This window comes from Geobacter benzoatilyticus (assembly GCF_017338855.1).
GTDB lineage: Bacteria > Desulfobacterota > Desulfuromonadia > Geobacterales > Geobacteraceae > Geobacter > Geobacter benzoatilyticus.
In genome coordinates this window covers 1,169,773-1,195,210 of record NZ_CP071382.1, presented here as the reverse complement: position 1 = coordinate 1,195,210, position 25,438 = coordinate 1,169,773, and the positions used below count along the sequence as shown (strand labels likewise).

27 protein-coding genes are annotated in these 25,438 nt (G+C 61.8%); 12 read left to right on the top strand and 15 right to left on the bottom strand.

Annotation, left to right across the window (positions count from 1 at the left end; all coding sequences use genetic code 11):
* Positions 1–80: 80 nt before the first annotated feature.
* Together JZM60_RS05685 and JZM60_RS05680 are read right to left on the bottom strand one after the other, a co-directional pair.
* Complete coding sequence (locus tag JZM60_RS05685; protein WP_207164540.1) at positions 81–1,496, bottom strand: sigma-54-dependent transcriptional regulator; 1,416 nt, start codon at positions 1,494–1,496, stop codon at positions 81–83.
* The gene (locus tag JZM60_RS05680; RefSeq protein WP_207164539.1) at positions 1,493–3,817 is read right to left on the bottom strand and encodes an ATP-binding protein; all 2,325 of its coding nucleotides are present in this window, start codon (positions 3,815–3,817) and stop codon (positions 1,493–1,495) included. The genes JZM60_RS05685 and JZM60_RS05680 overlap by 4 nt, the downstream gene beginning before the upstream one ends.
* Before the next feature lie 365 nt (positions 3,818–4,182).
* Between JZM60_RS05680 and JZM60_RS05675 the strand changes: the two genes are divergently transcribed.
* Entirely contained in the window at positions 4,183–5,103 is a 921-nt protein-coding gene (locus JZM60_RS05675) for a lysophospholipid acyltransferase family protein (protein WP_207164538.1), read from the top strand.
* On the opposite strand, the gene JZM60_RS05670 is transcribed toward JZM60_RS05675, so the two are convergent.
* Genes JZM60_RS05670 through tkt form a run of 3 tightly spaced genes read right to left on the bottom strand, consistent with a single transcriptional unit; the run spans position 5,100 to position 8,426 of the window.
* Positions 5,100–5,792: a Crp/Fnr family transcriptional regulator gene (locus JZM60_RS05670; RefSeq protein ID WP_207164537.1), complete on the bottom strand. Its 693-nt coding sequence runs from the start codon at positions 5,790–5,792 to the stop codon at positions 5,100–5,102. The genes JZM60_RS05675 and JZM60_RS05670 overlap by 4 nt on opposite strands.
* A gap of 12 nt (positions 5,793–5,804) precedes the next feature.
* Positions 5,805–6,413 carry a tRNA-uridine aminocarboxypropyltransferase gene (locus JZM60_RS05665; RefSeq protein WP_207164536.1) on the bottom strand — a complete coding sequence of 203 codons (609 nt, stop codon included), beginning with the start codon at positions 6,411–6,413 and terminating at the stop codon, positions 5,805–5,807.
* Between the two features lie 6 nt (positions 6,414–6,419).
* Positions 6,420–8,426: a transketolase gene (gene tkt, locus JZM60_RS05660; RefSeq protein WP_207164535.1), complete on the bottom strand. Its 2,007-nt coding sequence runs from the start codon at positions 8,424–8,426 to the stop codon at positions 6,420–6,422.
* Positions 8,427–8,525: 99 nt separating this feature from the next.
* Here tkt and merA point away from each other — a divergent pair, with 99 nt between their 5' ends.
* Positions 8,526–9,932: a mercury(II) reductase gene (merA, locus tag JZM60_RS05655; RefSeq protein ID WP_207164534.1), complete on the top strand. Its 1,407-nt coding sequence runs from the start codon at positions 8,526–8,528 to the stop codon at positions 9,930–9,932.
* Between the two features lie 31 nt (positions 9,933–9,963).
* Positions 9,964–10,758 carry a hypothetical protein gene (locus tag JZM60_RS05650; RefSeq protein WP_207164533.1) on the top strand — a complete coding sequence of 265 codons (795 nt, stop codon included), beginning with the start codon at positions 9,964–9,966 and terminating at the stop codon, positions 10,756–10,758.
* A 27-nt stretch (positions 10,759–10,785) separates the two neighbouring features.
* On the opposite strand, the gene JZM60_RS05645 is transcribed toward JZM60_RS05650, so the two are convergent.
* From JZM60_RS05645 to JZM60_RS05620, 6 genes are read right to left on the bottom strand one after another with little or no spacing between them, the layout of a single operon-like run.
* The gene (locus tag JZM60_RS05645) at positions 10,786–11,493 is read right to left on the bottom strand and encodes an ABC transporter ATP-binding protein (RefSeq protein WP_207164532.1); all 708 of its coding nucleotides are present in this window, start codon (positions 11,491–11,493) and stop codon (positions 10,786–10,788) included.
* A gap of 5 nt (positions 11,494–11,498) precedes the next feature.
* Entirely contained in the window at positions 11,499–12,701 is a 1,203-nt protein-coding gene (locus tag JZM60_RS05640) for an ABC transporter permease (protein ID WP_207164531.1), read from the bottom strand.
* Positions 12,698–13,870 (bottom strand): efflux RND transporter periplasmic adaptor subunit, encoded by a 1,173-nt coding sequence (locus JZM60_RS05635; protein ID WP_207164530.1) that lies wholly within the window; start codon positions 13,868–13,870, stop codon positions 12,698–12,700. Before JZM60_RS05635 ends, JZM60_RS05640 begins: the two co-directional genes overlap by 4 nt.
* 26 nt (positions 13,871–13,896) lie before the next feature.
* The gene (locus JZM60_RS05630) at positions 13,897–15,177 is read right to left on the bottom strand and encodes a TolC family protein (RefSeq protein WP_241426382.1); all 1,281 of its coding nucleotides are present in this window, start codon (positions 15,175–15,177) and stop codon (positions 13,897–13,899) included.
* Between the two features lie 45 nt (positions 15,178–15,222).
* Complete coding sequence (locus tag JZM60_RS05625; protein WP_338148867.1) at positions 15,223–15,837, bottom strand: TetR/AcrR family transcriptional regulator; 615 nt, start codon at positions 15,835–15,837, stop codon at positions 15,223–15,225.
* Between the two features lie 57 nt (positions 15,838–15,894).
* The gene (locus JZM60_RS05620; RefSeq protein WP_241426381.1) at positions 15,895–16,539 is read right to left on the bottom strand and encodes a hypothetical protein; all 645 of its coding nucleotides are present in this window, start codon (positions 16,537–16,539) and stop codon (positions 15,895–15,897) included.
* A 251-nt stretch (positions 16,540–16,790) separates the two neighbouring features.
* Here JZM60_RS05620 and JZM60_RS05615 point away from each other — a divergent pair, with 251 nt between their 5' ends.
* The 7 genes from JZM60_RS05615 (at position 16,791) to JZM60_RS05585 (ending at position 20,338) form a co-directional block, all read left to right on the top strand.
* Positions 16,791–17,168: a NifB/NifX family molybdenum-iron cluster-binding protein gene (locus JZM60_RS05615; RefSeq protein WP_207164528.1), complete on the top strand. Its 378-nt coding sequence runs from the start codon at positions 16,791–16,793 to the stop codon at positions 17,166–17,168.
* Positions 17,169–17,184: 16 nt separating this feature from the next.
* Positions 17,185–17,550: a DUF134 domain-containing protein gene (locus tag JZM60_RS05610; RefSeq protein ID WP_207164527.1), complete on the top strand. Its 366-nt coding sequence runs from the start codon at positions 17,185–17,187 to the stop codon at positions 17,548–17,550.
* On the top strand, positions 17,543–17,941 hold the full coding sequence (locus tag JZM60_RS05605; protein WP_207164526.1) for an iron-sulfur cluster assembly scaffold protein: 399 nt from the start codon (positions 17,543–17,545) through the stop codon (positions 17,939–17,941). Before JZM60_RS05610 ends, JZM60_RS05605 begins: the two co-directional genes overlap by 8 nt.
* A 51-nt stretch (positions 17,942–17,992) precedes the next feature.
* Complete coding sequence (locus JZM60_RS05600) at positions 17,993–18,871, top strand: Mrp/NBP35 family ATP-binding protein (RefSeq protein WP_241426380.1); 879 nt, start codon at positions 17,993–17,995, stop codon at positions 18,869–18,871.
* Between the two features lie 10 nt (positions 18,872–18,881).
* Positions 18,882–19,133, top strand: coding sequence for a GSU3529 family protein (locus JZM60_RS05595; protein WP_207164525.1), 252 nt, complete (start codon positions 18,882–18,884; stop codon positions 19,131–19,133).
* 277 nt (positions 19,134–19,410) lie between these two features.
* On the top strand, positions 19,411–19,722 hold the full coding sequence (locus JZM60_RS05590; protein WP_207164524.1) for a hypothetical protein: 312 nt from the start codon (positions 19,411–19,413) through the stop codon (positions 19,720–19,722).
* Between the two features lie 292 nt (positions 19,723–20,014).
* Entirely contained in the window at positions 20,015–20,338 is a 324-nt protein-coding gene (locus tag JZM60_RS05585) for a hypothetical protein (protein WP_207164523.1), read from the top strand.
* A 129-nt stretch (positions 20,339–20,467) separates the two neighbouring features.
* Here JZM60_RS05585 and JZM60_RS05580 read toward each other — a convergent pair whose 3' ends face one another.
* Together JZM60_RS05580 and JZM60_RS05575 are read right to left on the bottom strand one after the other, a co-directional pair.
* Positions 20,468–21,286: an AAA family ATPase gene (locus JZM60_RS05580; protein WP_207164522.1), complete on the bottom strand. Its 819-nt coding sequence runs from the start codon at positions 21,284–21,286 to the stop codon at positions 20,468–20,470.
* Positions 21,287–21,293: 7 nt separating this feature from the next.
* Positions 21,294–21,479 (bottom strand): hypothetical protein, encoded by a 186-nt coding sequence (locus JZM60_RS05575; RefSeq protein ID WP_207164521.1) that lies wholly within the window; start codon positions 21,477–21,479, stop codon positions 21,294–21,296.
* Positions 21,480–21,568: 89 nt separating this feature from the next.
* On the opposite strand from JZM60_RS05575, the gene JZM60_RS05570 reads away from it, so the two are divergent.
* The gene (locus JZM60_RS05570) at positions 21,569–22,471 is read left to right on the top strand and encodes a protoglobin domain-containing protein (protein ID WP_207164520.1); all 903 of its coding nucleotides are present in this window, start codon (positions 21,569–21,571) and stop codon (positions 22,469–22,471) included.
* 155 nt (positions 22,472–22,626) lie between these two features.
* Here the strand turns inward: JZM60_RS05570 and hemH are convergent, their stop codons facing one another.
* Positions 22,627–23,580, bottom strand: a complete 954-nt coding sequence (gene hemH, locus JZM60_RS05565) for a ferrochelatase (protein WP_207164519.1) — start codon at positions 23,578–23,580, stop codon at positions 22,627–22,629.
* A gap of 171 nt (positions 23,581–23,751) precedes the next feature.
* On the opposite strand from hemH, the gene JZM60_RS05560 reads away from it, so the two are divergent.
* Positions 23,752–25,230: an HD domain-containing phosphohydrolase gene (locus JZM60_RS05560; protein ID WP_207164518.1), complete on the top strand. Its 1,479-nt coding sequence runs from the start codon at positions 23,752–23,754 to the stop codon at positions 25,228–25,230.
* On the opposite strand, the gene JZM60_RS05555 is transcribed toward JZM60_RS05560, so the two are convergent.
* The gene (locus JZM60_RS05555; RefSeq protein ID WP_207164517.1) at positions 25,224–25,427 is read right to left on the bottom strand and encodes a SlyX family protein; all 204 of its coding nucleotides are present in this window, start codon (positions 25,425–25,427) and stop codon (positions 25,224–25,226) included. The two genes, JZM60_RS05560 and JZM60_RS05555, sit on opposite strands and share 7 nt — an antisense overlap.
* Positions 25,428–25,438: the final 11 nt, after the last annotated feature.

The following is a 25,438-nucleotide window of genomic DNA, read 5'->3' as shown; positions in this document are numbered from 1 at the left end:
ACAGCTGACTGCGGTGCCCCTTGTGATGCGGGGCAACCGGGGGAGCAACCAGGGTTGCAGGGAAACCCTGGTTGCGGGGGTTAATTGGCGATGGCGGATGCGCTGAGCTGCTTCAGACGCTTGGCAAGTCCCTGGCGCGTGATGCCGAGCATTGACGCCGCCATGGTCTGGTTGCCCCTGGCGCGCTGCATGGCCTCCATGACCAGCTTGTTTCCTCCTTCTTCAAGGGTGGGAAGCCGCTCCGGATACTTGATCCCCTCTTCCTTGGCCGACGCCTGCTGGTCGCCGCAGTAGCCGATCTTCTCCTTGAAGGTGTCCAGGGACAGGATGTGGGAGCGGTGGCGGCTCACGGCGTCGTAGATCATTGCCCGCAGTTCGCGCACGTTTCCCGGGAAGGAGTAGATGGAAAGGAGCGTGGCCAGTTCCCGCGGGGGCGTTGGGCGCCTTTTCCCCAGGGCGCTTGCGGCCTCGGAAAGGAAATGGTCGATGAGCAGCGGCAGGTCCTCGAAGCGCTCCCGCAGGGGTGGAATCTGGACCTGGTGGGCGTTGAGGCGGTAGTAAAGGTCTTTGCGGAACCCATTGAGGCAGTTTTTTTCGCTCAAGTTGCAGTTGGTGGCGAACACGAGTTTAGCCTTCAGCTTGCGGGGGACGTCCGAACCGATGGGGAAGAACTCCCGCTCCTGCAGGAGCCGGAGGAGTTTAACCTGGGAGGCGGGGCTCAGGTCGCCGATCTCGTCCAGGAAAAGGGTGCCGGCGGCGGCCTCCTCGATCATCCCCCGGCGTTCCCGGTCTGCCCCGGTGAAAGCGCCCCGGGCATGGCCGAACAGGGTATCGGAGAAGATGGTGTCATCGAGCCCGGCAGCATTGACCGCCACCCAGGGGCCGTCGGGGCAGCGGAGGCGGTGGATGGCCCGGGCGACGAGCTCCTTGCCCACGCCGCTCTCGCCGGTGACGAGGACCGGCTCGCTGCTCTGGGCCACAGCCTCGCAGTACTGGAACAGCGCCCGCATCTTCTTGCTGGTGGTCATGATGCCGGCAAAAACCTCCGGGTGGGCCAGGTGGTCCTCCAGGAAGCGCTCCTTGAGGCTGTTGTTCTCGGAGCGCATCTCCTTCATGGAAAAGGCCCGCTGTATTCCGGTGATTAGGCGCTCGATCTCCACGGTCTTCACATAGTAGTCGAAGGCCCCCAGGTGCATGCAGCGCACCGCCGTTTCCACCTGGTTCAGGCCGCTCAGGACGATGACCGGGACGTCGGGGTGCTCCTGCACGATCATCTGCAGAAGGTCCATGCCTGAGAAATAGGGCATGGTCAGGTCCAGCAGAATCAGGCTCACCTCGGTCTCCCGCAGGATGTCCATCACCTTCCTGCTGTCGGAGCATTTGATGATGTTGTCGATGCCGGTGGCCTCCCGGAGAGTTAGTGAGAGGCTGCGAAGCCACGCGGTTTCATCATCCACCAGGAGAATCGGCTGATTGGGATATTTTTCAGGGCTCATGCGTTGACAACCTCCTTGTCGGCCGGCAGATACAAAGTTGCCGTCGTTCCGGCGCCTAAATCCGAATGGAATTCAAGCGCCCCTCCGTAATTCTTGACGATGCGCATGCAGATGGATAGTCCGAGACCGGTCCCGCCGGAGTCCCGTTTCGTGGTAAAAAACGGGTCGGAGATGCGGGGGAGCACCTCCGCCGGGATTCCGCGCCCCTCGTCCCGTATCTGCACCACACAGGCCTGACGGTAGGGGTCGTAGAAGGTGCCCACGGTGATTCCCTTTGATTTGTCCGTCAGGGACTGGCAGGAGTTCATAATGAGATTGATCACCACCTGTTCGATCCGCTGCAGGCTCCCCTCGAAGGGGGGCAACCCGTCTGTCAGGTTAATGGCGAAGTGATCCGTTGAATTCTTGATGGCGTTGGCAACCAGCCGCACGGATGCCCGGACCGCCTCGTTGAGGTCCACCGGTTCGCGGATGTCGGCATCGTCGGCCCGGGCAAAATCCTTCAGATCATCCACGATCCGCTTGATGCGGCCGGCACTCTCCTGCATTTCAACCAGCAGCATGGGGAGTTCCATGCACATCTCCGTCCAGGGGAGCCCTCCGATTGTCAGGTCGGGGTTCAGGCCGATGCGCTCCCGAAGCAGCGGCATGACCTCTCCGCACGCCTTTTTGACCAGATCGGAATTGAGAATCATAACGGCGTTGGGATTGTTGATCTCATGGGCCACGCCGGCAGCCAACTCCCCCAGGGAGGCGAGCCGGCTCGTCCGGACCGATTCCTCCTGAAGCCTGACCTTCTCCGAGATGTCGCTGGCCAGCATGATGACGTGGCTTACGCTTTCCGTCCCCTCCCTGACCGGAAACGCCTTCACTTCGAGGGTCCGGCCGTCGGGGGTCCTTATGGTGGATTCTTCGTTTTCGCCCGATTCGAAAGCCCTTACCGCCGGGCAGTTGTCGCAGAGCGTGGTCCGGTTATAGAGCATTTCGCAGCAGTACTCTCCCGGAACGGTCCGCAGCGCGGCCCCGAAGGGATCGCCGGCCCCCTTGTTGGACCAGATCACTTTCATGTCGGGAGAGATGAGGGTGAGACTGTCGGGGATGCCGTCGAGGATAATCCGGAATTGCCGGGAGAGATTCCGGTAGTTCTGCTCGCTCTGGCGAAGCCTTGCTTCGGCCCGGCGGCGGAGCAGGAAGCTCCAGGTGAGGAGCAGGGTAATGCTAATTGAGCCGAGCAGAATGGCAACCGACCAGAGGAATTGGGACTTGCTCAGATTGTAAAAGGGCTTGGGCCCGTTGACCAGTATATGTCCCGGCGGCAGGTTTGCTGGTGGTATTCCCAATCGCTGCAGTTCCTCGTAGTCAAAGGTTGGCGGCGTAGATACCGGGGAGCGGAGCGGGATAGCAGCCACAGGTTTGCCATGCATCACCTCCAGCGCCATCCGCGCAGCAATGCGCCCCTGTTCCCGCACGTCCACGAGCGGTCCCCCCACAATCCCTTCACCAAGATAGGTGTTCCACGCGCTGCAAAGGGGAAGGCGGGACTGCCTCAGCAGACCGGTCTGCTCGTAAAACGACAGAAGGCTTCCGGAGCGGTCCCATATCGATCCGTTGGCGAAAAGCAGAGTGGACGTCCCGGTATTTTGCAACCGCTCGATGATGTCCTCGGCGGGCAGGTCATTCCAGAAATCAAACTCCACCCGATGGGCGAAGGTCTGGGCCACGGCCATGAGGCGTTGGGTGTTAAGGCGATCCGTAAGCTCCAGGGTGCCGCCGATGACGACTATCCTGCCGGTATCGGGATGAAGCGACAGCGCCTGGCGGATAATTCCCGCATAATCGGGGTCGGCACGGACTCCGGTATATTCTGCCGGCACCGTCACTGGCTTATCGATGCCGACGGTGGCACAGGTAATGATGGGGGTCCCGCGGAACAGGTCGTGACTATGGTCGAGGGCATACTGCAACGCCTCGTTTCCCACAGCAACCACCAGGTCAAAGGATCGTTTCTGCAGTTTGTATATCAGCACGGAATCGATCATGCGGGAAACCTTGAAAGCCCGCTGATGGCGCTTCATATCGAGATATTCCACATCCATGTGAATCCGGTCGGATGAATTCGACATTACATCCTGGATTCCCTCCATGACCTGATCGGCACAGGGGAAGCCCGGATGGAAGGAGTGCAGCACCAGGATGTGATTGGCAGCCCGTGCCTCATAGTTGGCATATGCCGGGGGGGGACTCGCAACAGCAAGCATTGTGGCTGAAAGGTAAACCCCCAACAGCAAGATGAAGCCCGGCTGAATTCTGAATCGGGACATGGCAAGCCCTTTGGATTAACACTATTCAATTAATACATATAATTAAGATAAAATAACCGTACTGCACATAATGTTCCACTTGCCTCTTCATCCCTAGCGCCCAACAGCCGCCACCCGAATATATCGATAAAATAAGCGGTTGCTGACCGAGATGCGGAAAGGATGCCGATACGGCGGCTCCCGGCCAAATACCGTGAAATGACCGCCCCCCCAACCAGGCAAAAGAATATTCACACAATATTCCAATATGTTACCGGTTTTTTGCTATTTGACTTGCACGAAGGCCATTCCGCGACCCGGCCCAGGCCCGGCTTCTGGATGATTTTGGTTGGCCCCGGCAAGAATGGTGTGATATGTGATAACCCGTGGACACTATCCTACCTCTACGCAAACGCCTCAAGTGGCAACTGGGCACCTTCGCGGCCGCCGCCGCATCCATGCCCGTGCTGCTGCTTCCCACACCGGCCGCAGTGGCTCTGGGGGGCGCAACTGGCTCCCTCGCCTACCGGTTACTGGGGAAAGTTCGCCGGAACACTGTCGCCAACATCAGGAACTCGCTCCCGGCCCTACGGGCCATGGAAGGGTGGGACCCCGCCGCCGGCACGCCCGAAGAGCTCGCGCGAAGCACTTTCGCCAACCTGGGAAAGTCTGTCGTCGAGATGATAAAGCTCTATTTCGGCCAGGGGAGATGGCTGGTGGAGCGGACGGAACTGCGGGGGCTGGAGCACTACCTGAAGGCAAAGGAACGGGGTAAGGGGGTAATCTTCATCACCGGGCACTGCGACAACTGGGAACTGGTGGCCCACGCCTTCGGCACCCACGCCGAAGGGATGGCGGTGGTGGCCCGCCGCCAGAAATTCGAACCCTTAACGCTGCTGCTGGAGCGCCTGCGCAACCGGCACGGCAACAGCATCATCTATGCTGACGGCGCGGCCCGCCAGATCTTTTTCCGGCTCCGAAAAAACGGCGCCATCGGCCTTCTCATGGACCAGGCGGTCCCTTCCCACGAGGGGGAGCTTGTGGAGTTCCTCGGCAGAAAGGCCTGGACCACCACCATGCCGGCACTGCTGGCGGCCAAGACGGGGGCGGCCCTGGTGCCCGGTTTCGGCCACCGGGAAGGCAATCGGCACGTGGTCGAGTTCTTCCCCGAGATCGTTCCCGACCCTTCAGGCGATCCCGTCGCCACAACCCGGCTCCTCAACCGGGCCATCGAGCAGTACATTGCCCGCCATCCCGACCAGTGGCTCTGGGTTTACAACCGCTGGAAGCGGGTACCCAAGGGCTAGGCCGGCCGCCGGCCGGCGGCGCCCTTCAATTTCTCCATATCGTAGATTACCACCCGGCTCCCCTCCACCTCGATTAGCCCCTCCTCCTTCAGCTTCCGGAACGAGCGCGACAGGGTCTCGCTGACCGTGCCGAGGCGCGACGCCAGTTCTCCCTTTTTCACATCCAGATCCAGATAGGTGGTCCCCTGAAAGACCGTGGATTTGCGCTCGGCCAGTTCCACCAGGTGGGCGGCGAGCCGTGCCGGCACCTCGGCAAAGGTGAGTTCCTCTATCTGCCGGGCGAAGCGGCGGAGCATGAGGGAAAGGGAGATGATGAGGTTCAGGGAGAAGCGGGGGTTCCGCTCCAAGAGGCCCATGAAACCCTCCCTCGGAAAAAAAAGCGCCTCCCCTTTGTCCGTGGCCCGGGCTTCTGCCGGGTACTTGCCATCGCCGAAGAAAGCGGCCTCAGCGAAGGTCTCGCCTGGGTGGACAAAGTGGAGAACCTTTTCTTTCCCGTCGGGGGAAACCTTGCAGAGCTTCATGCTCCCCTGGGCCAGGAGATAGAAGCCGTTGGCCGGCTCCCCTTCGGAGAAGAGGGTCTCACCCCGGCCGAAGGGACGCCGCGTGGCGATGGCAGCTACTTCGTCCAAGTGTTCGCCGTCCAGGCCGGAAAAGAGGAGGGATTTCTTGAGGATCTCTGTCAGTTCCAAGGGATTGTCCTTTCAATCGGAAGTTACGGTGCGTCCGCCGGCTTCGAGAGTCCTTTGCACCATAAGGCGGAAGAGCTCCTCCAGACCCGTCTGGACTGCCGGTGATTCAATGATCCCCAGGGCCCGGGCGATGGCCTCGAAGGTGGCCAGCCCTTGGGGGTGGTGCTCCCGGCGGACTCCCCATTGAGTGGGGAGCCCCTCGGGGAGCCGCACCATCTCAGCGTGGGCGAGGCCGGGGAGCCGTCGCCCCATGCGGGACGCCTGGCGCCAGGTGCCGTCGGGGACCACCAGGGTGACGGGGCGGGGATCCCGTTCCACGAGTTCCCGCGTCAGGACCGGCACGTCGTCGCCGGGGTAGAGGAGAAGAGTCCGCCGCTCCGGCACTGCCAGGTCGCTCAGGTCCAGGAGGGAATCCCGCTCGCCATGGATGCGGAGCTCGCTGTTGGGCAGAGCCTCCAGGGCAAGGGGGCCGGTGGCCGTGGGTTTCGGGTATTCCCGGTGGTGCATGACGAGGACCACCCTGGTCGCCAGGTCATACCGGGGTATAGCCGGGCAGACACACCGCTCAAGGTGCATGCGGCAGCGTTCGCACCGCTCGCTTCGCTTCGCTCGGATTCCCATGGTCCCTCAGTGCCCCACTAACTCTCGCACCCGTTGGGCAACTTTTGCCGGGGTGAAGCCGAACTCCTCCGCCAGGACCTTTTCCGGGGCCGAGGCACCGAAGTTTTCCATGCCGATGAAGAGCCCTCCCGGCCCGAGAAGGCGCCACCAGAGGCCGCCGTGACCCGCCTCCACCGCCACCCTGGGGACGCGCCCCGGCAGGAGCCGGCGCCGGTACGCCTCGGGCTGGGACTGGAAGGTTTCGATGCAGGGAACCGACACCACCCGAACCGTCACCCCTTCGCCCGCCAGGATATCCGCCGCCGCCAGGGCCAGCCCCACCTCGGAGCCGCTCGCCATGATGACCGCGTCGGGGGTTGTCCCGCCGGAGCGGACCACGTAGCCCCCCTTGGCGAAGGTCTTCGCCTCCAGTGGCTCCTCCCGCACGATTACCGGCACCTTCTGGCGGGTGAGGATGAGGGCCGTGGGGCCGTCGGTGCGGCGCAGGGCAGCGCCCCAGGCAAGGGCCGTCTCGGGGCCGTCGGCGGGGCGGATCACCCGGAGATTGGGGATCAGCCGCAGGGACGAGAGCTGCTCCACCGGCTGGTGAGTGGGGCCGTCCTCCCCCACGAAGAGGGAATCGTGGGTAAAGACGTAGACCGCCTGCTGCTTCATGAGGGCCGCCAGGCGAATGGCGGGGCGGCAGTAGTCGGCGAACACCAGGAAGGTGGCGCCGTAGGGGATGAAGCAGCCGTAGCGGGCCATGCCGTTCATGACGGCACCCATGGCGTGCTCCCGGATGCCGAAGTGGAGGTTCCGCCCCCCGAAGCTTCCGGGGAGCACCGAGGGGGAATCGGCGATCCGGGTGTTGGTGGAGGGTTCCAGGTCGGCGGAGCCTCCGGCCAGGGCCGGCACCACCGCGGCCGCGGCCTGGATTGCCTTGCCCGAGAGGGCACGGGTGGCGCCGGTGGCATCCTCAACTGCGGCCAGGAGCCGGGCCTCCAGGTCCCTGGGGACCGCCTTCTGCCACATGCCGTCCCAGAGCCGGGCCTTCTCGGAGTTGCGGCGGCGCCAGCGGCGGAACTCGTCCTGCCAGGCAGCGTGAGCCGCCATGAGCTCATCCCGGCGCTTTCCGCAGATCTCCCGCACCCGCTCCGGCACATGGAACAGCTCGTCGGGCCAATTCAGGTTCTTCCGGGTGGCAGCCGCCTCCTCGGCCCCGAGGGGGGAGCCGTGGGCGCCGGCCGTGTCGTGCTTTCCCGGCGAGCCGTGGGCGATGTGGGTCCGGGCTATGATGATGGAGGGGCGGTCACGCTCCACCTTGGCCCGCCAGAGGGCTTCACCCATCTGGTTCACGTCATGGCCGTCCACCGCCTGTACGTGCCAGCCCAGAGCCGAGAAGCGTCCGGCCGTATCCTCCGAGAAGGCCAGATCCGTAGCTCCCTCGATGGTGATTCGGTTGTCGTCGTAGATATAGACGATGTTCCCCAGTTTCAGGTGCCCGGCCAGGGAGGCCGCCTCCTGACTGATCCCTTCCATGAGATCCCCGTCGCTGACGATGGCGTAGATTTGGTGGCCGCACGGGTCGAAGCGCTCGTCGGCAAAGCGGGCCGAGGCCATCCGGGCCGCCAGTGCCATGCCTACCCCCATGGCGAACCCCTGCCCCAGGGGGCCGGTGGTCACTTCAACGCCGGGGGTGTGGCCGAATTCCGGGTGGCCGGGGGTGCGGCTCCCCCACTGGCGGAACTGCTTCAGCTCCTCCAGGGGGAGGTCGAAGCCGAAGAGGTGGAGCAGACCATAGAGGAGCATGGAGCCGTGCCCCGCCGAGAGGACGAAGCGGTCCCGGCCGGGCCACTCCGGATCCGCGGGTGCAAAGCGGAGATGGGAGTGCCAGAGGAGGAAGGCGTAGTCGGCGGCCCCCATGGGAAGCCCCGGATGGCCCGAACTGGCCGCCTCCACGGCGTCCACCGCCAGCATTCTAAGGGTATCGGCGCCGAGACTGGCGTCGTCGTTGGTGAGCAGTGCTACAGACATTGTGTCCTCCCTGACTTTGTCGTTCATTCATTAAATAGTCCAGCGCTTCTCAAACGGCCCTGCTCGGGTACACTTGTCTTAATTGAAGGAGGTTCGACAATGCCCGACACATACGACCTGGTCATCCTCGGTTCAGGCTCCACCGCCTTTGCAGCGGCCCTGCGCGCCCAATCCCACGGGGCGCGGGTCCTGATGGTGGAGAAGAGCCTCCCCGGCGGCACTTGTATCAACTGGGGATGCGTGCCGAGCAAAACCCTGATCCACGCCGCGCTATTCTATCAGGAGGGGAGGCTGGGGGCAAGGCTCGGCCTCGGAGAAGGGGGCGGAGCGGTGGTGCCGGAGCGCCTCATGGCCCGAAAAGATCAGGTCGTAGAGTACCTGCGCACGACAAAATACCTGGACGTACTCCGTAGCGTGCCCGGGGTGGAACTGGTGACGGGAACCGGCCGCTTCCTGGATCCGGGGAGGCTTGAGGTCAAGGATAGGGTCATACGGGGTGAGCGGTTCCTGGTGGCCGTGGGTGGCAACCCGAGAGTTCCGCGGATTCCAGGGCTCGAATCGACTCCTTTCCTCACGAGCCGGGGAGCGCTCCTTCTCAAGGAGATTCCCGCGTCCCTGATCATAATCGGCGGCGGAGTCATCGCCGTGGAACTGGGACAGATGTTCCAGCGGCTCGGCAGCCGGGTTACGATCCTGGAGCACGGCCCCCGCATTCTGGGACCGGTGGAACCGGAACCGGCCATGGCGGTACATGACGTACTGCGGGGGGAAGGGGTGAAGATCAGCTGCCGCACGACGATCTGCTCGGTGGCCTGGGACGGCACGGCAGTAAAGGTGGAGGCGGAGCGGGACGGGGAGAAGATCAGCTTTGCCGCCGAAAAGCTCCTCCTGGCGGCGGGGACGGCCCCGGCCACCGGGGAAATCGGCCTGGAACCGGCCGGTGTGGAAACCGATTCGCGGGGTTTCGTCAAGGTGGACGAACGCATGCGGACCTCAGCGCCGGGCATCTGGGCCGCCGGCGACTGCACCGGCGGGATGATGATCGCCACGGCCGGCGCCCGGGAGGGAATCGTGGCGGTGGACGACATGCTGAACCCCGGCTGCGGATGCACCTTCGATCCCCTTGTGGTACCCATGGCCATTTTCTCCGATCCGGAAGTGGGAATGGCGGGCTACACGGAAGAAGGAGCCAGGGCTGCGGGATTCGACGTATCCGTGAATGTCATGCCGGTTTCAGCCATACCCAAGGCCCACGTCACCGGCCATACGGCAGGCGTCGTGAAAATGGTGGCCGACCGGGCTACGGGGAGGCTTCTGGGGGTGCATCTGGCCTGCCACCGGGGGGCCGACATCATCAACGAGGCGGCCCTGGCCATAAGGTTTCGCGCCACCGTGGAGGATTTGGCAAATGCGTTGCATGTTTACCCTTCAATGGGAGAGGGGCTGAGACTCTGCGCCCAGGGATTCAGCAGGGATATCAGTAAGTTGTCGTGCTGTGCCGAATAGCAGCTTCAGACCGGCCGCCACGAGGCGTACTATGGAAAGTAACGCAAAAAGTTCACACCTTGACCCTGATTTGTCACGGCGTCTCCACCACGCCCTCACATGCGGCAAGGAGGAACTATTCGAAGCGCTTCTGGATACCTCAATGGACGTACTGAGGGCGGCGCTCCGGAATCCGGCCCTGGACGACAACCACCTCCTGGCTCTCCTGGGCCGCCGCGACCTGACGGAAGAGCTTCTCAAGACGATTGCCGGACTCGACGCGGTTGCCGGCAACCACCGGCTCACGGTGGCCCTGGTCCACAATCCCGGTACGCCGGCCACCATCGCTCTCCCCCTGCTTCCCCACCTCTACCTCTTCGAGCTCGTCACCATCACCGAGTTTCCCGGCACCACACCCGACCAGCGCCTGGCCGCGGAACGGGCCATCATCCAAAGGCTCCCCACGACTCCCCTCGGCACCAGAATCACCCTTGCCCGCCGGGCAACCGCGCCGGTGCTCGACGCCCTCATGAAAGAAGGTGACGCGCGGGTTGTGGAGCCGTGCCTCGCCAATCCCCGCCTCAAGGAGGCATCGGTCTTTCAGCTCGTCTCCTCCTCCCGGACCTTGTCCGAATCCATTGCCGCCGTCGCCAGGCATCAGCGCTGGGCGAACCGCCCCAATGTGAAGAAGGCCCTCCTTCGAAACACCAACACCCCCTGTTCGGTATTTAAATCCCTCATCAGCGGGGCCCAGCTAATGGACCTTCGGAACCTGATCGCGTCGGGGCGCCTCACCGGAGACCGCAAAAGCCTGATTCAGGAAGAGCTCCGGCACCGGGGCTTCTGACCGGTTTTCTGCTCCCGGAGCACTACGTCATTTCGTCGCTTCGTGGTTGAATCTCTCTCCCGCAATCCTGCCGTCCCGCACGTCGAAAATCCGGTCGAACCCCTCCACCATGCGGTGGTCGTGGGTAACGACCATAATGGCCGAGTTGTTCTCAACGGCCAGTTTCTTGAGGAGCACCATGACGTTTTTGCCGTTCTCTGTGTCGAGGGCCGCCGTGGGCTCGTCGGCCAGGATCACCCTGGGGCGGTTGGCCAGGGCCCGGGCGATGGCAACCCGCTGGGACTCGCCGCCGGAGAGGAACGCGGGATAGGTGCCCACCCGGTGGCCCAGGTTCAGGGCTTCGAGGAGTTCGACGGCCCGTTTCCCCGCCACCCTCTTCGGGAGGCCATTTATCTCCAGAGCCACCATTACGTTTTCCCGGGCGGTAAGGAAAGGAATCAAGTTGTGGGACTGGAAGATGAAGCCGATCTTCTCCCGGCGGACTTTCTTCAGGTCGATCCCCGGCACCCATCCCCCGTCGGCCACGGTGGTGCCGTCGAGGATGACCCTTCCCCGGGTCGGCTCATTAATGAGGCCGATGGCGGTGAGGAGGGTGGTCTTTCCCGACCCGGAGGGGCCGAGAATCGCGACCAGCTCCCCCGGCTTCACCTGGAGGGAGGCGTCGGCAAGGGCCGTGACCGCCGTATTTCCGCTGCCATAGATCTTTGTCAGATTTTCCACTTCCACAGCGTACATGCGCTCTATCCTCCCAAGGCCGCGGCCGGCTCCACCCTCAGGGCCTTGCGGATACCCACGAAACTCGAAATGACGCAGATGACGACGACAATCACGAACAGGGCCCTCAGGTCCCCGGCGAGCAGTTCCACCCGGCGCGGAAATTTGTCGTAGGTGAGCGAGATGATGCCGTAGCCGATGGCGTAGGCCATGACCCCCATGAGGAGCGACTGCTGGAGGATCATCCCGACGATGACGCGGTTCTGGGCGCCGATCAGCTTGAGCGTAGCGATGACCCGGATCTTGTCGATGGTGGAGGTATAGATGATGAGGGAGATGATGACCGCCGAGATGATGAGCAGGATGAGCCGGAAGAGCCCCAGTTGCATCCGGGCCTTCTCGATCATCCCCTTGGCGAGGATCTCTGTCTGCTCTTCGTTGGAGATGGCCCGGAAGTGGTTCCAGCGCCCGATCCGCCCCTGGACTTCCTCCAGGTTCGCCCCGGCCGCAAGGCGCGCCACCACCGTGTTCACCGTGTGGGTCGATTCCGTCAGGGCCGCCACGTTTTCCCGGAGGGTCTTCGCCTGGGGAAGCGAGAGGGCGGGGATGCCGGCCAGGCGGGCATTGATCCGCTCCCGCTGGTTGCGGACGGCGTCGTTGTCATACTTGAACTGGATATCCTGGGCGTCGGCCAGGCTCACATAGGCCGCGGGATCGCCGGAGGAGGAGACCATCTTCCCGGTGATGCCGACCACGGTGTAGTCGTGGAGCCCCAGGCGGATCGTCTCCCCCAGCTCCATCTTCATCCCCCGGGCCGCCACCATCTCGTAGTGCTTCTGGCGGATTCCCCGCCCGGCGATGATTTCGGGGGGCCCCCCCAGGCCGTTCAGGTCATGGCCGACGAGGAAGAAACGGAACGGCTTGCCGTGCCGATCGATCTGGATGGTCTGGAAGGAGAGGGGTGAGGCCTCGGCCACGCCGGGGACTGCCATGATCCGGTAGCGGATGTCCTCGGGAATGCGGGAGATGGCCGCAAAGGGGCCGCTCGTATCCTGCTGCACCACCCAGAGGTCGGCGCCGGTGGCACGGCTTATGGAGAGGGCGTCGGCGATGAGCCCCCGGTAGATTCCCCCCATGCTGATGACTACGCCGAGGAGGAGCCCCAGCCCGATGGTGGTGAGGACGAAGCGCCCCCGGTGGTAACGGATGTCCCGGATGGCCAGGTTCATGGCGCGGTCCTCACCTTCATACCGTCCGTGAATTTTGCCATTTCCGCCGGGGGAGCCAGGGCAATCCGCTCGCTCCCGTCCAGGCCGCTGCGCACCTCCGCAAGGTTGCGCCGGTCCTCGATACCCACCGCAATTTCCCTGAACTTCAGCCTGCCGCCGGCCGCGACGAACACTCCCCGTTTCCCACCCCGGAAGGCTATGGCCCCTGCCGGGATGGAAAGGGCTCTCTTTCCTTCTTCCGTAACTATATACACCTCGGACTGCTCCCCGAGGCGGAAGTGTTGCAGCGGCAACGTAAAGGCCACGTCCACCTCCAGCTCTTCGGTCACCCGGTCGCTCTCCCGGCCGATACGGGCAACCCGCCCGGCAAACTGTTCGCCGGGGGCCGAGCGGAGGGTGATGACGGCCTTTTTGCCGACTGCGACCCCCCTGAGCCGGGATTCGTCCACATTGGCCTTCACCCAGACCGTGGCGGGATCGGCAAGGGTGAAAATTGCGAGGCCGGGCGTCACCGTCGCTCCTTTCTCAAGGTCACGGGAGATGATGATCCCATCCTGTGGCGCATATATGAGGGTATCCGCCACCCGGCTGCGGGCAACGCCCAGCCCCGCGCGGCCGGCCTGATGCTCCATCCTGGCCGCGGCCAGCGCCGCGGAGCTGCGGGCTTCCTCTTCCCGGGAGACCCGGTAGTTGTTCTCGTACTGCTCCGACTCCTGCTGGGAAACAAGATTTTTATCCGCCAGGGTCCTGAAACGCCGGGCATTTTTCTCCGCCAGTTCGGAATTGGCCCGGGCCTTACGGAGAGCGGCCTCTTCTACGCCGATGTTGGCGGCCGCCTTGGTAACCGCCGACTCCGACTGGCGCTGCTGCTGGAGGAAATCATCGTTTTCGAGCCGCGCCAGGAGCTGTCCCCGCTTCACCGCGTCCCCCTGGTCCGCATAGAGTTCGACAATCCGGCCGGTGATTTTGCTGGATATCCCCACCACCACTTTGGCCTCGACGGTGCCGTTGCCGTAGACCTGGGCAACCAGGTCCCGTTTCTCAACCTTCACCGTTGTGACCTTCGGCGGGGCAAGGATGGTCATCTTGAGCAGGATGGCAACGGCCACGGCGATGGCGGCCCAAACCAGGCTCTTTTTGATGCGTGCCGGCATTGTGCGCAGGTTCATGATTCTCTCCTCGGAGATTGCTGTGGTTATTCTTTACCCACTGCCCGGTCTAGACGGGCCAGGGCGGCATGGTAGTCGTATCCGGCCTGGATGCGGGCCGTTTCGGCATTCAGTGCCTGGGACTGGGCGTCGGTCACCTCGATGATGCTCCCCACCCCCTCCCGGTAGCGCCCAACGGCGAGATCCCGGCTCTCGGCGGCGGCCGCCACCTCCTTTTCCGTCGATTCGCTGCGGGCCGCTGCGTCCCCGGCGCTGAGCCAGGCGGACTCCACCTCATTGGCGATGCGCAGTTTCAGGTTGCTCTGCCGGGCATCCGCGGCCCGCAGCAAAGCACGGGCCTCCTTCCCCTTCTCAACGGTGGAAAAACCGGAGAATACCGGTACGGTGAGATTCACCCCCACTGCCCATACATCGCCGCCGGGAGGGAATGTGCTGTCGGCATAGCCGATGCTCGCCGTCCCAGAGAGGATGGGATAATGGCCGCTTCGGGCGGTTTTAACGCCGGCCTCAGCCGCATTTCTCAGGGCGGCGTACTCCCTGAGCTCGGCCCGGGCGGCAAAGGCGGCACGCAGGCTCTCCTCCAGGCCGGGCAGAGGAGCGGCAAAAGCGGCGGGCTCCGCAAGCACCCGACCGTCAAGGGAGGAGACCCCCATGGCGTTTGCCAGTTCGACCCGGCCGATTTCCCGGTTGCTTTCGGCACGGATTAGGGCGGTTCGCGCCTCGTAGAAGCTTGCCTCGGCCCTGGCAACGTCCACCTTCGCCCTGATCCCCTGGTTGAAAAACTCCCGGGCCTGCCGGAACACCGCCTCCCTGGCTGCAACGGTTTCCCTGGTGGCAGCCACCTGTTTCTCGGCGGCCAGCAGCAGGTAATAGGCAAGCCTGGCACGAAAAGCCACGTCCTGGCGGGTTACCTCCCTGGACGCGGCGGCAGCCCTGCGATTTTCGCGCGCAGCCTCCACCGCCCCGGCAGTTCGGCCGAAATCGTAAATGGTCTGCCGGAGGTAGAGGGCATCGGTGTGCACCTCCGTGGCCTTTACGCTCTCAAGGGGGGTGAGATAGGAGCGCCCTTTGCTCCAGTCAGCGGCAATGGCGATGCCGGGGTAATAACCGGCAACGGCCTGCCCCGCCCGCGCCTCAGCGGCGGAGACGTTCTCATTGGCCTCAATGGCGAGGGGGTGGCTTTTCAGGGCGGTGGCTACGGCTTCATCCATGGTCAGAAGTTCTGCTGCATGGAGCTTTGCGGACAGAATGAGGATCAGGCCAAGTGCCATGGTCATCTTCATGGAGGGGTCCTTTTCATTCCACATTTAGAATGTTAAGCGAATAAATACTCACATCATGCACAAAAAAAATCAGCGAATCAGGTGCATGAAGTTATCCCAGAGTTTTTTGGCTTCATCACGGATGTCGAAGGATGTGCCGGCGACGGTCCAGCGGAGGGCGGTGAATTGGATCATCCCCAGCATGGTCAGGGCCGTCTCCCGCGGCGCAAGGGAATTCCTGATTTCCCCTTCGGCAATGCCGGCCGCAATGATGCCGGCGAGGGTTTCCACATAGCCGGCCATGCGCTGGGCGATGACTCGGGAGAGTTCCCGGTCGCCGAGATGAACCTCGTCGGAGAAGATGAAGCGTGGAATCCCCGGAAGCTCCGCTATCAACGAAACATGGGAGAAGAAGATGGCCCTAAGTTTCTCCAGGGGGGGGCCGCTCCCCCCTGCAATGGCCGCCGCCTTCCCCATGACCTCGGTGCCGATGAAATCAGCCAGGGCAGAGAGGATCTCCTGCTTGCCGCCGAAATGCCGGTAGATGTTGGCCTCGCTCATGCCGGCCCGGCCGGCGATGGCGGCAATCGTAAGAGAGTTCACCCCCTGGGCGCCGATGACCTGAATGGCCGCCTGGACGATCTCCTCCTTGCGTATGCGTGTACTTTTCTTCGGCAGCATATCAATCCTCATGCGAATATTCATTCACATAATACTTGGGCAAGAGAACATCCGTCAACCGTTAATCATGGTCGAGTCCCATCACCGTTTCAAGAGCCGGGCGACCTCCCCCTCCATGTCGGTCGCATCGATCCGCGCCTGCTGCAGAAGCGCCCCCCAGCTCTTCCCCCCATCTTTGGCGTCGCGCAGGATCCGGGGCGCCGGTCGCTTCGTTTTCCGGGCAATGAGGGATGCAATAATCATTTCCTGGTTCGAAGCACCCCCTTTGCGCATTCCCGTCAACTCCCCATTGCTCAGCAGCCGGTAACGAAGAAGCAGCTCATCTACCGCTGCCGCGGCGAGGCCCGATGCCGGGGCCTTTGCGGCCAGCACCCCGGCGAAGGTGGAGCCCAGGGACCGGGGGGAGATCCCCTGGGCGGCGACAACGTCCTGCCACGACTTGCCCGACTGTTTCGCATCCAGCAGTGATTCCGGGGTCGTCCCGGATTTGGAGGCAATCCCGTAGGCAACCCAGAGGTCATCCGCCGAGGTTCCCTTCTGCTTCTTCATCACGATCGATTTTTTCTCGACGCCGAAAACGGCAGCGAAAAATGAATTCTGGGTGGTGGCCAGGAAATATGGGTCGGCCACCGTCGGCCTTGCGGGATCGTAGGAGCGGTCGGTGAAGCAGTGGCAGTTTATTGTCGGAATTGCCCCGGCAGTGATGGGCAGGAGAAGAATAGACATCAGAAAAAATGAAATGATTCCGGAGTGTGAGTTGCGCATTGAAGAACCTTTCAGTGTGAAATGATCGCTCCCCGTTCAGAGTCCATAGAGGGGATTTGCCGCGACTCGGCGATGATATCTTAATCGATCAGGCAAACCCACGTCTTGACCTGAGTCAAGACAGTCAAACAGATAATATTAAAATCCCTTGACATACAGTTTTCAGAATGTTTTACTGTGCATATGCACAATATCAAACAGGAGGTTTTCCCATGAAAATCTGTTTTCCGGTGGCAACCGACGACGGTCTGGCCAGCAAGGTTTACAACCATTTTGGTTCAGCCCAGCGTTTCATCGTGGTGGACACAGAAACCGGCGCGACCCTTTCCATCAACAACGGCGACAAGCAGCATACCCACGGAGCGTGCAGTCCCCTGAGGGCACTGGCCGGCAATCCCATCGACGCGGTTGTGGTGGGTGGCATCGGCGCCGGCGCCCTTACCATGCTGAACCGGGCACAGATCCGGGTGTTCTGCTCCCAGGCGGCCACCGTGGGAGAAAATGTTGACCTGTTCAAGAGCGGAGCGTTCCAGGAAATCGCACCGCAGACCTGCGGCGGCCACAGCCACGGTCACGGCTGCGCCCATTAGGCACGGGACCTGACCCATGTCGCCGCGCAAAAAGAAACACCGCAACTGCATTTGTCCCCTAAGGGAGAAGCTGGGGCACGTCTTCAAACCCGCCGGTACCCCCCTCATGGATATGGAAGTCATCAGCCTTGAACATGACGAACTGGAGGCCCTCTACCTCTGCGACGGCCGGGATCTGAACCAGGAACGGGCCGGCGAGATGATGGGGGTCTCCCGCGGAACTGTTCAGAGACTCCTGGCCCAGGGGCGGAAAAAGGTCATCGACGCCCTGGTGGGGCAAAAAGCTCTGGCGATTGCCGGTGATCTTCCCGGCGAAGAGTCCGGCCGAGGCAATGCAACTACTCCGGAATGCCCACAGGAGAAAGGAAACTGCAATGTCTGAATTTTACTCGGAGAAGGTCAGGGACCATGTCCGCAACCCCCGTAACGTCGGCTCGCTGGATGACGCCAACGTGGTGGTTCAGGCCGGCGACCCCGACTGCGGCGATGCGGTCCTTTTCTTCCTGAAAATCGAGGGGGAGGTTATCCGCAACGTCAAGTTTCTTATCAAGGGATGCGGCGCGGCAATCGCCACCTCGTCGGTGGCCACGGAACTGGTCATGGGGAAGGGTCTCGACGAGGTGCTGGCCCTTGACGACCAGGCCATAGCCTCTGCCCTGGACGGGCTTCCCGAGGAAAAAATGCACTGCTCCAACATGGCTGCATCGGCCCTCCATGCGGCCGTTGAACAATACCGGTCCACGGTTGCGGGGGAGACTTCACCTGTGGAATAAATTAATGGACTGGACACAAAGAGATTAACTACTGCAACAGGGAGGATTTACGTGAGTGATGTACAGCTGGGAGAAAAGGTGACGCAGAAATCGTGCAGCAGGGAACAGACCGAAGAGCTATACAAGCTCAAGGAGCAGATCGACCTGCAGGAAACCCTCTTCGGAATCCGGAACAAGATCGTGGTCCTGTCGGGCAAAGGTGGTGTGGGCAAGAGCTCCGTGGCCGCAAATCTGGCCGTATCTCTATCCCTCCAGGGGAAAAAGACGGGGCTTCTCGACGTGGATCTCCACGGTCCGAGCATCCCGACCATGCTCGGCATCGAAGGGAAGCTCCCCGCCTCCGCCGGTGGCCGGATCGAGCCGGTGGCCTACAGCGAAAACCTCAAGGTCATGTCGGTGGGGCTCCTGCTCCGCAACCAGTCGGAGGCGGTGGTCTGGCGGGGACCGGCCAAGCACGGCGTCATCAAGCAGTTTCTGGCCGCCGTGGAGTGGGGGGACCTGGACTACCTCATCGTCGATTGCCCCCCAGGCACCGGCGACGAACCCCTGTCGGTCATCCAGCTTCTGGATGGGGCCGAAGGCGCCATCATCGTCACCACCCCCCAGGATGTAGCCCTCACCGACGTGCGCAAATCGGTCACTTTCTGCCGGCAGATGAATCTGCCGGTGCTCGGGGTCGTCGAGAACATGAGTGGTTTTGTCTGCCCCCACTGCGGCGAAAGCGTGGACATCTTCAAAAGCGGCGGCGGAAGCAGGATGGCCGACGAAATGAATGTGCCGTTCCTGGGGAGGATACCGCTGGACCCGGCCATGGTCAGCGCCGGCGATGCAGGCGCCCCCTTCGTGGAGCATCAGGCAGCCTCTCCCGCGGCCAAGGCCTTCGGCGAAATCGTTGCCACCGTGGCGGAGCTCTGCGCCCCAGGCAAGTAAGGAGCAATCCATGGACCCGTTCGAGGAACTCAGGACCGTTGCTGTTCAGCAGAACCTGGTGGGAGATTTCCCGGCATGGCTCCTGGGGGATGTCCTGGGCATTGCCGATAATCCGGAGAGGTATCGGGACACCATCACTCTGGTCGAGACACTCATTGCCCAGATCAAGGACTATGATCCCTTTGCCGGCACGGGATGCTTCGATGATTCGGTGGGCATCGAGCAGGTTCAGGCTACGCTACGCCGCATAAAGCACGGTTGACTACCGGAGCCCGAGAGGGGAAAACCCTCGAGGGCTCTTCATTTCTTGGCGGCACGGGGTTTCGCCACCACCACCCGAGGCGAGCTGTTCACCCTTCACTGAAGGTGCAAGAATCGCTCTGGTAGTGCAAATACTGCATCTGATGCGACACCCATCCACTAAACTCAAACCGTAAATTTCCCAAAAAATCAATATATTGACAACAGACTAACCGCTGGCATGGTCCTTGAGATACTTCTTTCCGAGGAACAACACAGCACTCTCAAGGAGGAAGATCATGAACAACAGGAAATTGGGAATTTACGCACTGGTAGCGGCATGCGCGCTCTCCTTCGGCGCGGAGGCATTCGCCAGGGGGAGCGGTGGAAGGCAGGGGGGAGGCCAGACTCAGCTGAGAGACGGCAGCGGTACCATGCAGCAAAGCAGGACCAAGACCATGTCGCAGGATCGGAAGCAAATCAAGGACGGCAGCGGCGCCAAGCAGCAAACCAGAACGCAGACCCGGACCCAGGATCAGGAACAGCTCCAGGACGGCAGCGGCACCATGCAGCATATCAGGACGCAGACCCGGACCCAGGAAAGTCAATAATTGCAAAAACGTCAGCTGATCATGGATTCCCGCGGCAGCGAATGGTGGAGAAGGCTCGACATCTTCAGGCGAGCCTTCCTGCACCGGCACCTGTCCGCGGGATTTTCTTTCCGGGGGAAGTGCAAAAAACAGCCGGGCCGTGCAGAATCTGCACTGTTTTTACGGCCTCAAGGCTGGGGCACAAAGCGAAAACCCAAACAATATTAAATCATTACAACAAAACAACCCCTCTGGCACGATGCTTGAGATGCTCCTCTGCAGCAGCATCATTTCCGCGCAAGGAGGATACACCATGGACGGTAGGAAAATGGCTGTGTGGGGAATGACTTTGGCATGTGGGCTGACCATCGGCAGCGAGGCCTTCGCCTTGGGCAAAGGTGATCTCGACCAGCTCCGCCTGAAAGACGGAAGCTGTCTCACCACGACAAGCGTGCCCCTGGCATCCCAGACGCTGACCACCACGACAACACCGACCCAGGACAGGCTGAAGGACGGAAGCTGCCTGACCACCCCTGATCAGGACCGGCTGCAACTTAAAGACGGCACCGGGTCCGTGAATGTGGACGGTTACGGAGCGGACGACGTACTCCCGGATTCCGGCGAAACCCTCTTCTGACCACTAGTATCCAAGCATCACCCCGGCAGCATAAAACCTGAAACCGTGGCGGATGAAATCCCGCTTCGCCGGTGCGTCACCCGTCACGGTTTCACCCCGCCTTCCAAGGTTTCAGACCATTCCCGTTCATTATTTCAGGTATCGCAGCGCCTCGTCCCCCAAAACCCTCTCCACGGCCAGGGGGAGGAGTTCGGCGGAGTCCTTTCCGGTGGCGGCTATCATCTTCAAAGCGTAGCGGGCAATGTTGATGCCGTCGCGAACCGAGTAAAGCTCGTCGGCCCCATGGGCCCGCTGGAGGAAATCGACCACGTACGTGAGTATCCGCGTCGGGGCGAAGGGGAGATTCTCCCTGAGAATCATCAGCTCCTCGTCGGCCTCGGGAAAGTCGATGAAAATCTGGGGCTGGAGCCGGGAATGGATGTACTCGGGAACCTCGAAGGTGGAGGCATCCTCGTTCATGGTGACCACGATCCTGAAGTCCCGGTGGGCCGGCACCCGCAGCCCAGTGATGATGGACTCCACGTAGCGCCGGTCGTCCAGGAGCGGTGCCAGGGAAGCCCACGCCTTCTCGCTCATGCGGTTCCCCTCGTCGAGGATGAGCACCCCCCCCTTGACCATGGCCGAAACCAGGGACGACGCGGCGTACTGGATCTTCCCGTCGGGGCCGATGACCGGGGTGATGATGAGGTCCTCGGGGCGGGTGTCCATGGTGGCCTGGAAGAGGTAGACGGGGCGTCCCAGGCGCTGTGCCGCCGCGTAGGCGAGGGTGGTCTTCCCCACGCCGGGCTTGCCGATGAGGCGGGGGTTGAAGGGGATGTCCCGGTCGTCGATGACCATCCATGCAGCCAGGAGCTGCTGGAGGAGATCATCCTGCCCGACCCATTTCAGGGAAAGCTGGACTGGACCGGCCAGAGTAAGGGAAATCCCGTCGATTGTCGTCTGTTCCATATTCAATTCACCTGTCGATAACGTACATCATGGCGAGTTTCGCCCGGTTGTCCAGGCATTGCGGGCAGAGGGCGCCGGCGTCGTTCCAGAGCTCCGCCGCCAGCCATTCGCCCGCCTCCTCGTAAAGGGAGCGCTCTTCTCCGGGAACGAACTCCATCCCGCACACCGTGCAGATCTTTGCTTCATTGTCCATGACTTTACCTGTTCAAGCGTGTTTACAAAATTGCATCCTGCCGTGTTTCACCTATACTTGCCCTGATACTATACAAAGGAGTTCTCTTCATGCTTACCATGCAGGACATCAAGAACCACTACTATTTCACCGACGAAGACGCAGAGCTCCTGCGGTCTCTCCAACCCGTTGCAGATGCCAACATGGACCGGATGGCCGACGAGTTCTACGATTACCTCCTGGGAATCCCCGAAACGGCGACCTACATAAAAGACGAGAACTTCCTCCTGAAGCTGAAGAAGACCCACAGGGACTGGTTTTCGTCACTCTTCACCGGCACGTACGACAACCAGTACCTCAACACCCTCCAGAGGATCGGCTCTGCCCACGTCCGGGTCGGACTGAATGCCCACTTCGTGAACGTAGGCATGAATCTGGTGCGTCACTTCGTGGTGGAAATGCTCCAGGAAAACTTCCCCGGCCACGAGGAGCGGCGACGCCTGCGGGCCGCCTGCGAGAAGATCATCGACATCAATCTCGACATCATGAGCGCTTCGTACCAGCAGGAAGAACTCAAGAAATTCTTCCTCTCCCGCCGCCTGGAATCCCAGCTCATCAAGGCAACCGAACGCTTCACCCACGGCCTGAACCTGGTCCTGGTGCTGGCCCTGGCCGGGCTCTCCCTGTCGGTGGTGGGGCTGTTCGTCTGGGATATCGGCCACATCTTTCAGGGTAACGTGGAGAAGGGTATCCTCTCGGCCCTCGGTTCGCTGCTCATTCTCTGGATGATGATCGAACTCATGGAGAACGAGGTCAAGATCCTCAAGGGGGGCCGGTTCAACATCCTCTTTTTTATCGGCGTCATCATCGTGGCCATGATCCGGGAGATTCTCATCTCAACCCTGCGCCACGACCCCCTCACCACCCAGGCGTTCCTGGCCGGCACGCTCCTCATCCTCGGCGTAGTCTATTTTCTGGTTTCCAAGAGCCAACAACCCTACACCTCCCACTGAGGGACTCGCCGCCGGATTCGGGCCATCTTCGGCCGACCCTTCCTCGGGCACTCCTCGACGTAGCGCTGCTACGCCTGCGGGTTCCCTCGGGCGGGAACGGCCGAATCTGACCCAAATCCGGCGGCGATGACACTTCATCCTTACATCATCGATAATTATTTTAGCTTATTCCGCACCAGGTCCGCCAGGCAGTCGATGAAAGCCGGGGAGCAGTTCAGGGACGGAGAGCGCCGGAACCTGGCGTACCCCAGCTTGTGGGCCAGCATGGCGTACTCGATGTCGATCTCGTGGAGGGTCTCGATGTGGTCCGACACGAAGGAGAGGGGGACCATGAGGAGGTTTTTCACCTGGTGGGCCGCCAGGTGCTCCAGCATCTCCTCGGTGGAGGGCTCCAGCCACTTGACCGGCCCGGCCCGGGACTGGAAGGCCAGATGGTACGTAACCCCCTCGAACCGCTCCATTACAAGCCGCACCGTCTCCTCGATGTGGGAGAGGTACGGGTCCCCCTCGTCAATGAATGATTGGGGAAGGGAGTGGGCCGAAAAGAGAATCTGTACCTCGGCCAGGGGGTGGAAGTCGTCGAGCCCCTCCTTTATTTTCTCGGCCAGGGCCTCGATGTAGCGGGGGTGGTCGTAGAACCGGTCCACATAGGTGATGTCGAAGCCGGCGCCGGACTGATCCAGGACCCGCTTCAGCTCGTTCACGCTGGAGCCGGTGGTTGCCCGGGAGTAGTGGGGGTAGAGGGAAAGAGCGATGATCCGGGTGATCCCCTCCCGCCGGATGGCCGCCAGGGCCTCCACCGTGGTGGGTTTCCAGTAGCGCATGGCCGTAAAGCAGCGGTATCCCTCCCCAAGGGCCTCTTCCAAGGCTTGAGCCTGGGCCTCCGTCAGTTCCCGAATGGGGGACTTGCCACCGATCTCCTCATATTTACGTTCCACCGGGCGGGCACGCTTCCTGGCGATGAGCCGGGCAATGAACGGCTGCAGGAAGGAAGGCCCTATCCGGATAATGTCCCGGTCGGTGAAAAGATTAACGAGAAATGGCTCCACGGCTTCCAGGGAATCGGGCCCCCCCATCTGAAGGAGAAGGACGGCAGTTTTTTCTGACATGGTCGCCTCATTAATGATATAAACTCCGGCCTCGCGGCATTCTCTTCCAGATACCCCATTAGCCTGGAACGGTCAAGGAGGAATAGAATAATCGTCCGCGGGAACTTCGGCACGGTTGGTGTATAGTTACTCGTAAGACACACGATCCACGTGCCGGAAAGAGAGTGCCCCATGGCTTTCAGGATGGCTCTTACCCGCAAGTTCCTCACAACAGTCGGCACCACCGTGCTTGTGACGCTCGGCATCCTCTTTTTCTTCATGTACGAGCAGTCCAAGGAGGCCATTTACAACCTCGTGGATCGCCAAAGCACGGCCTTGCTCCAGCAAGTGCTCATTACCCGGGCCTGGATATCGGAACATGAAGGAATCTACCTGCGTCAATCGCCCGGCATGGAACCGAACCCCTATCTGCCCGGCTCCGGCATCACCGATAAAGAGGGACGGAAGTACGTCTTCCACAACCCCGCCCTGGCAATCCGCAAGCTCTCCGAATACGCGGACCGCCAGGGGCTCTACCGCTTTCACCTTGCCAGTCTCAGACCCCTGAACCCTGCCAATACGCCGACTCCCTTCGAGGCGCAGGCCCTCAGGCAGTTTGAGCTGTCGGGCTACAACGCCAGCAAGCGGGGAATAGCCGGCATCGTGCAGGAGGGGAGCAATTCTGCCTACCAACGGGTTATCCCCCTCGTGGTTGAAAAATCGTGCCTTGTGTGCCACCTGCGGCAGGGGTACCGGCTTGGCGATATCCGCGGCAGCCTGAGCGTAACCATTCCCCTCCATGAAGCGGAGCGGCAGATCGGCAAGGCGCGCATCCTCTATGCCTCGGCAGCCTTCGGGATAATGGCCGTGGTTATGGGCACCCTTTACCTACTCCTGCGCCGGATGGTGCTCAAGCCTGTGGCCCATCTCCACACCGTGGCCTCAAAGCTCAGTGCCGGCAACTACAATGCCCGCGCCGCCCTAGCCACGGGGGACGAACTGGAGAACCTCGGCGCCGCCTTCAACTCCATGACCGACCAGATAATCAACGGTTACCAGTCGGGCCTCAAGACCCTGGCGGCAGCCGTGGAGGCCAGGGACTCCTACACCCGCGGCCACATAGACCGGGTGGCCCGCTACGCCCTCGGCATCGCCCGTGAAATGGGCCTTGCACCCGAGATCATCACCAAAGTTGAAATAGCGGCCATTCTCCACGATATCGGCAAGATCGGCATCCCGGACGCTATCCTCCGCAAGGAAGGCCCCCTCTCACCGGAAGAGTTCGGGATAATGCAGGCCCACTCCCTCAAGGGAATGGAAATCATCTCCACCTCCAGCTTTTTCTCCTCGGTTATGGACGCCATCCTCCACCACCATGAATTTTACGACGGATCGGGCTACCCCGGCGGACTCAGGGGCGAAGAGATTCCTCTGGTGGCGCGGATCATCACCGTGGCGGACAGCTTCGACGCCATGACCACCGACCGCCCCTACCGCAGGGGCCTCGACTGGAAAACGGCCCTCGAAGAGATTGTGGCGGCAAAGGGAAGCCAGTTCGATCCCCTGGTGGTCGATGCTTTTGTACAGGGGATGAAAAAGGGAAACTTTGTCGTGCGGGGCGAGACAGACGCATCCCGCAGAACCGGCGATGTTGAGCCCGCTGCTCAGTAGTGGGGGGGCGGCTCCTCGTCCTCCGGCGCCCTCACCATGGATGGCGCCGCGGCCTGAAGCTGCTCCCGGAGCAGTTTCAACTCCTCCTCCATCCGGCTGATGGTCTGCTGCTGCCGGTAGACCACATCATTCAGTTCGTGCACTGTGCGCGACAGGTGGGTGACGTGGATTTCCAGGTCAGTAATGCGATCGTCCATGGGACCCTCTC

Bases quoted from the DNA above. Each gene is read 5' to 3' on its own strand.
- JZM60_RS05625 (WP_338148867.1), bottom strand. From the start codon at position 15,837: ATGAATATTCGCATGAGGATTGATATGCTGCCGAAGAAAAGTACACGC.
- merA (WP_207164534.1), top strand. From the start codon at position 8,526: ATGCCCGACACATACGACCTGGTCATCCTCGGTTCAGGCTCCACCGCC.
- JZM60_RS05560 (WP_207164518.1), top strand. From the start codon at position 23,752: ATGGCTTTCAGGATGGCTCTTACCCGCAAGTTCCTCACAACAGTCGGC.
- JZM60_RS05575 (WP_207164521.1), bottom strand. From the start codon at position 21,479: ATGGACAATGAAGCAAAGATCTGCACGGTGTGCGGGATGGAGTTCGTT.
- JZM60_RS05580 (WP_207164522.1), bottom strand. From the start codon at position 21,286: ATGGAACAGACGACAATCGACGGGATTTCCCTTACTCTGGCCGGTCCA.
- JZM60_RS05650 (WP_207164533.1), top strand. From the start codon at position 9,964: ATGGAAAGTAACGCAAAAAGTTCACACCTTGACCCTGATTTGTCACGG.
- JZM60_RS05615 (WP_207164528.1), top strand. From the start codon at position 16,791: ATGAAAATCTGTTTTCCGGTGGCAACCGACGACGGTCTGGCCAGCAAG.
- tkt (WP_207164535.1), bottom strand. From the start codon at position 8,426: ATGTCTGTAGCACTGCTCACCAACGACGACGCCAGTCTCGGCGCCGAT.
- hemH (WP_207164519.1), bottom strand. From the start codon at position 23,580: ATGTCAGAAAAAACTGCCGTCCTTCTCCTTCAGATGGGGGGGCCCGAT.
- JZM60_RS05595 (WP_207164525.1), top strand. From the start codon at position 18,882: ATGGACCCGTTCGAGGAACTCAGGACCGTTGCTGTTCAGCAGAACCTG.
- JZM60_RS05680 (WP_207164539.1), bottom strand. From the start codon at position 3,817: ATGTCCCGATTCAGAATTCAGCCGGGCTTCATCTTGCTGTTGGGGGTT.
- JZM60_RS05590 (WP_207164524.1), top strand. From the start codon at position 19,411: ATGAACAACAGGAAATTGGGAATTTACGCACTGGTAGCGGCATGCGCG.
- JZM60_RS05570 (WP_207164520.1), top strand. From the start codon at position 21,569: ATGCTTACCATGCAGGACATCAAGAACCACTACTATTTCACCGACGAA.
- JZM60_RS05630 (WP_241426382.1), bottom strand. From the start codon at position 15,177: ATGTGGAATGAAAAGGACCCCTCCATGAAGATGACCATGGCACTTGGC.
- JZM60_RS05585 (WP_207164523.1), top strand. From the start codon at position 20,015: ATGGACGGTAGGAAAATGGCTGTGTGGGGAATGACTTTGGCATGTGGG.
- JZM60_RS05685 (WP_207164540.1), bottom strand. From the start codon at position 1,496: ATGAGCCCTGAAAAATATCCCAATCAGCCGATTCTCCTGGTGGATGAT.
- JZM60_RS05610 (WP_207164527.1), top strand. From the start codon at position 17,185: ATGTCGCCGCGCAAAAAGAAACACCGCAACTGCATTTGTCCCCTAAGG.
- JZM60_RS05645 (WP_207164532.1), bottom strand. From the start codon at position 11,493: ATGTACGCTGTGGAAGTGGAAAATCTGACAAAGATCTATGGCAGCGGA.
- JZM60_RS05640 (WP_207164531.1), bottom strand. From the start codon at position 12,701: ATGAACCTGGCCATCCGGGACATCCGTTACCACCGGGGGCGCTTCGTC.
- JZM60_RS05605 (WP_207164526.1), top strand. From the start codon at position 17,543: ATGTCTGAATTTTACTCGGAGAAGGTCAGGGACCATGTCCGCAACCCC.
- JZM60_RS05635 (WP_207164530.1), bottom strand. From the start codon at position 13,870: ATGAACCTGCGCACAATGCCGGCACGCATCAAAAAGAGCCTGGTTTGG.
- JZM60_RS05665 (WP_207164536.1), bottom strand. From the start codon at position 6,413: ATGGGAATCCGAGCGAAGCGAAGCGAGCGGTGCGAACGCTGCCGCATG.
- JZM60_RS05555 (WP_207164517.1), bottom strand. From the start codon at position 25,427: ATGGACGATCGCATTACTGACCTGGAAATCCACGTCACCCACCTGTCG.
- JZM60_RS05620 (WP_241426381.1), bottom strand. From the start codon at position 16,539: ATGTCTATTCTTCTCCTGCCCATCACTGCCGGGGCAATTCCGACAATA.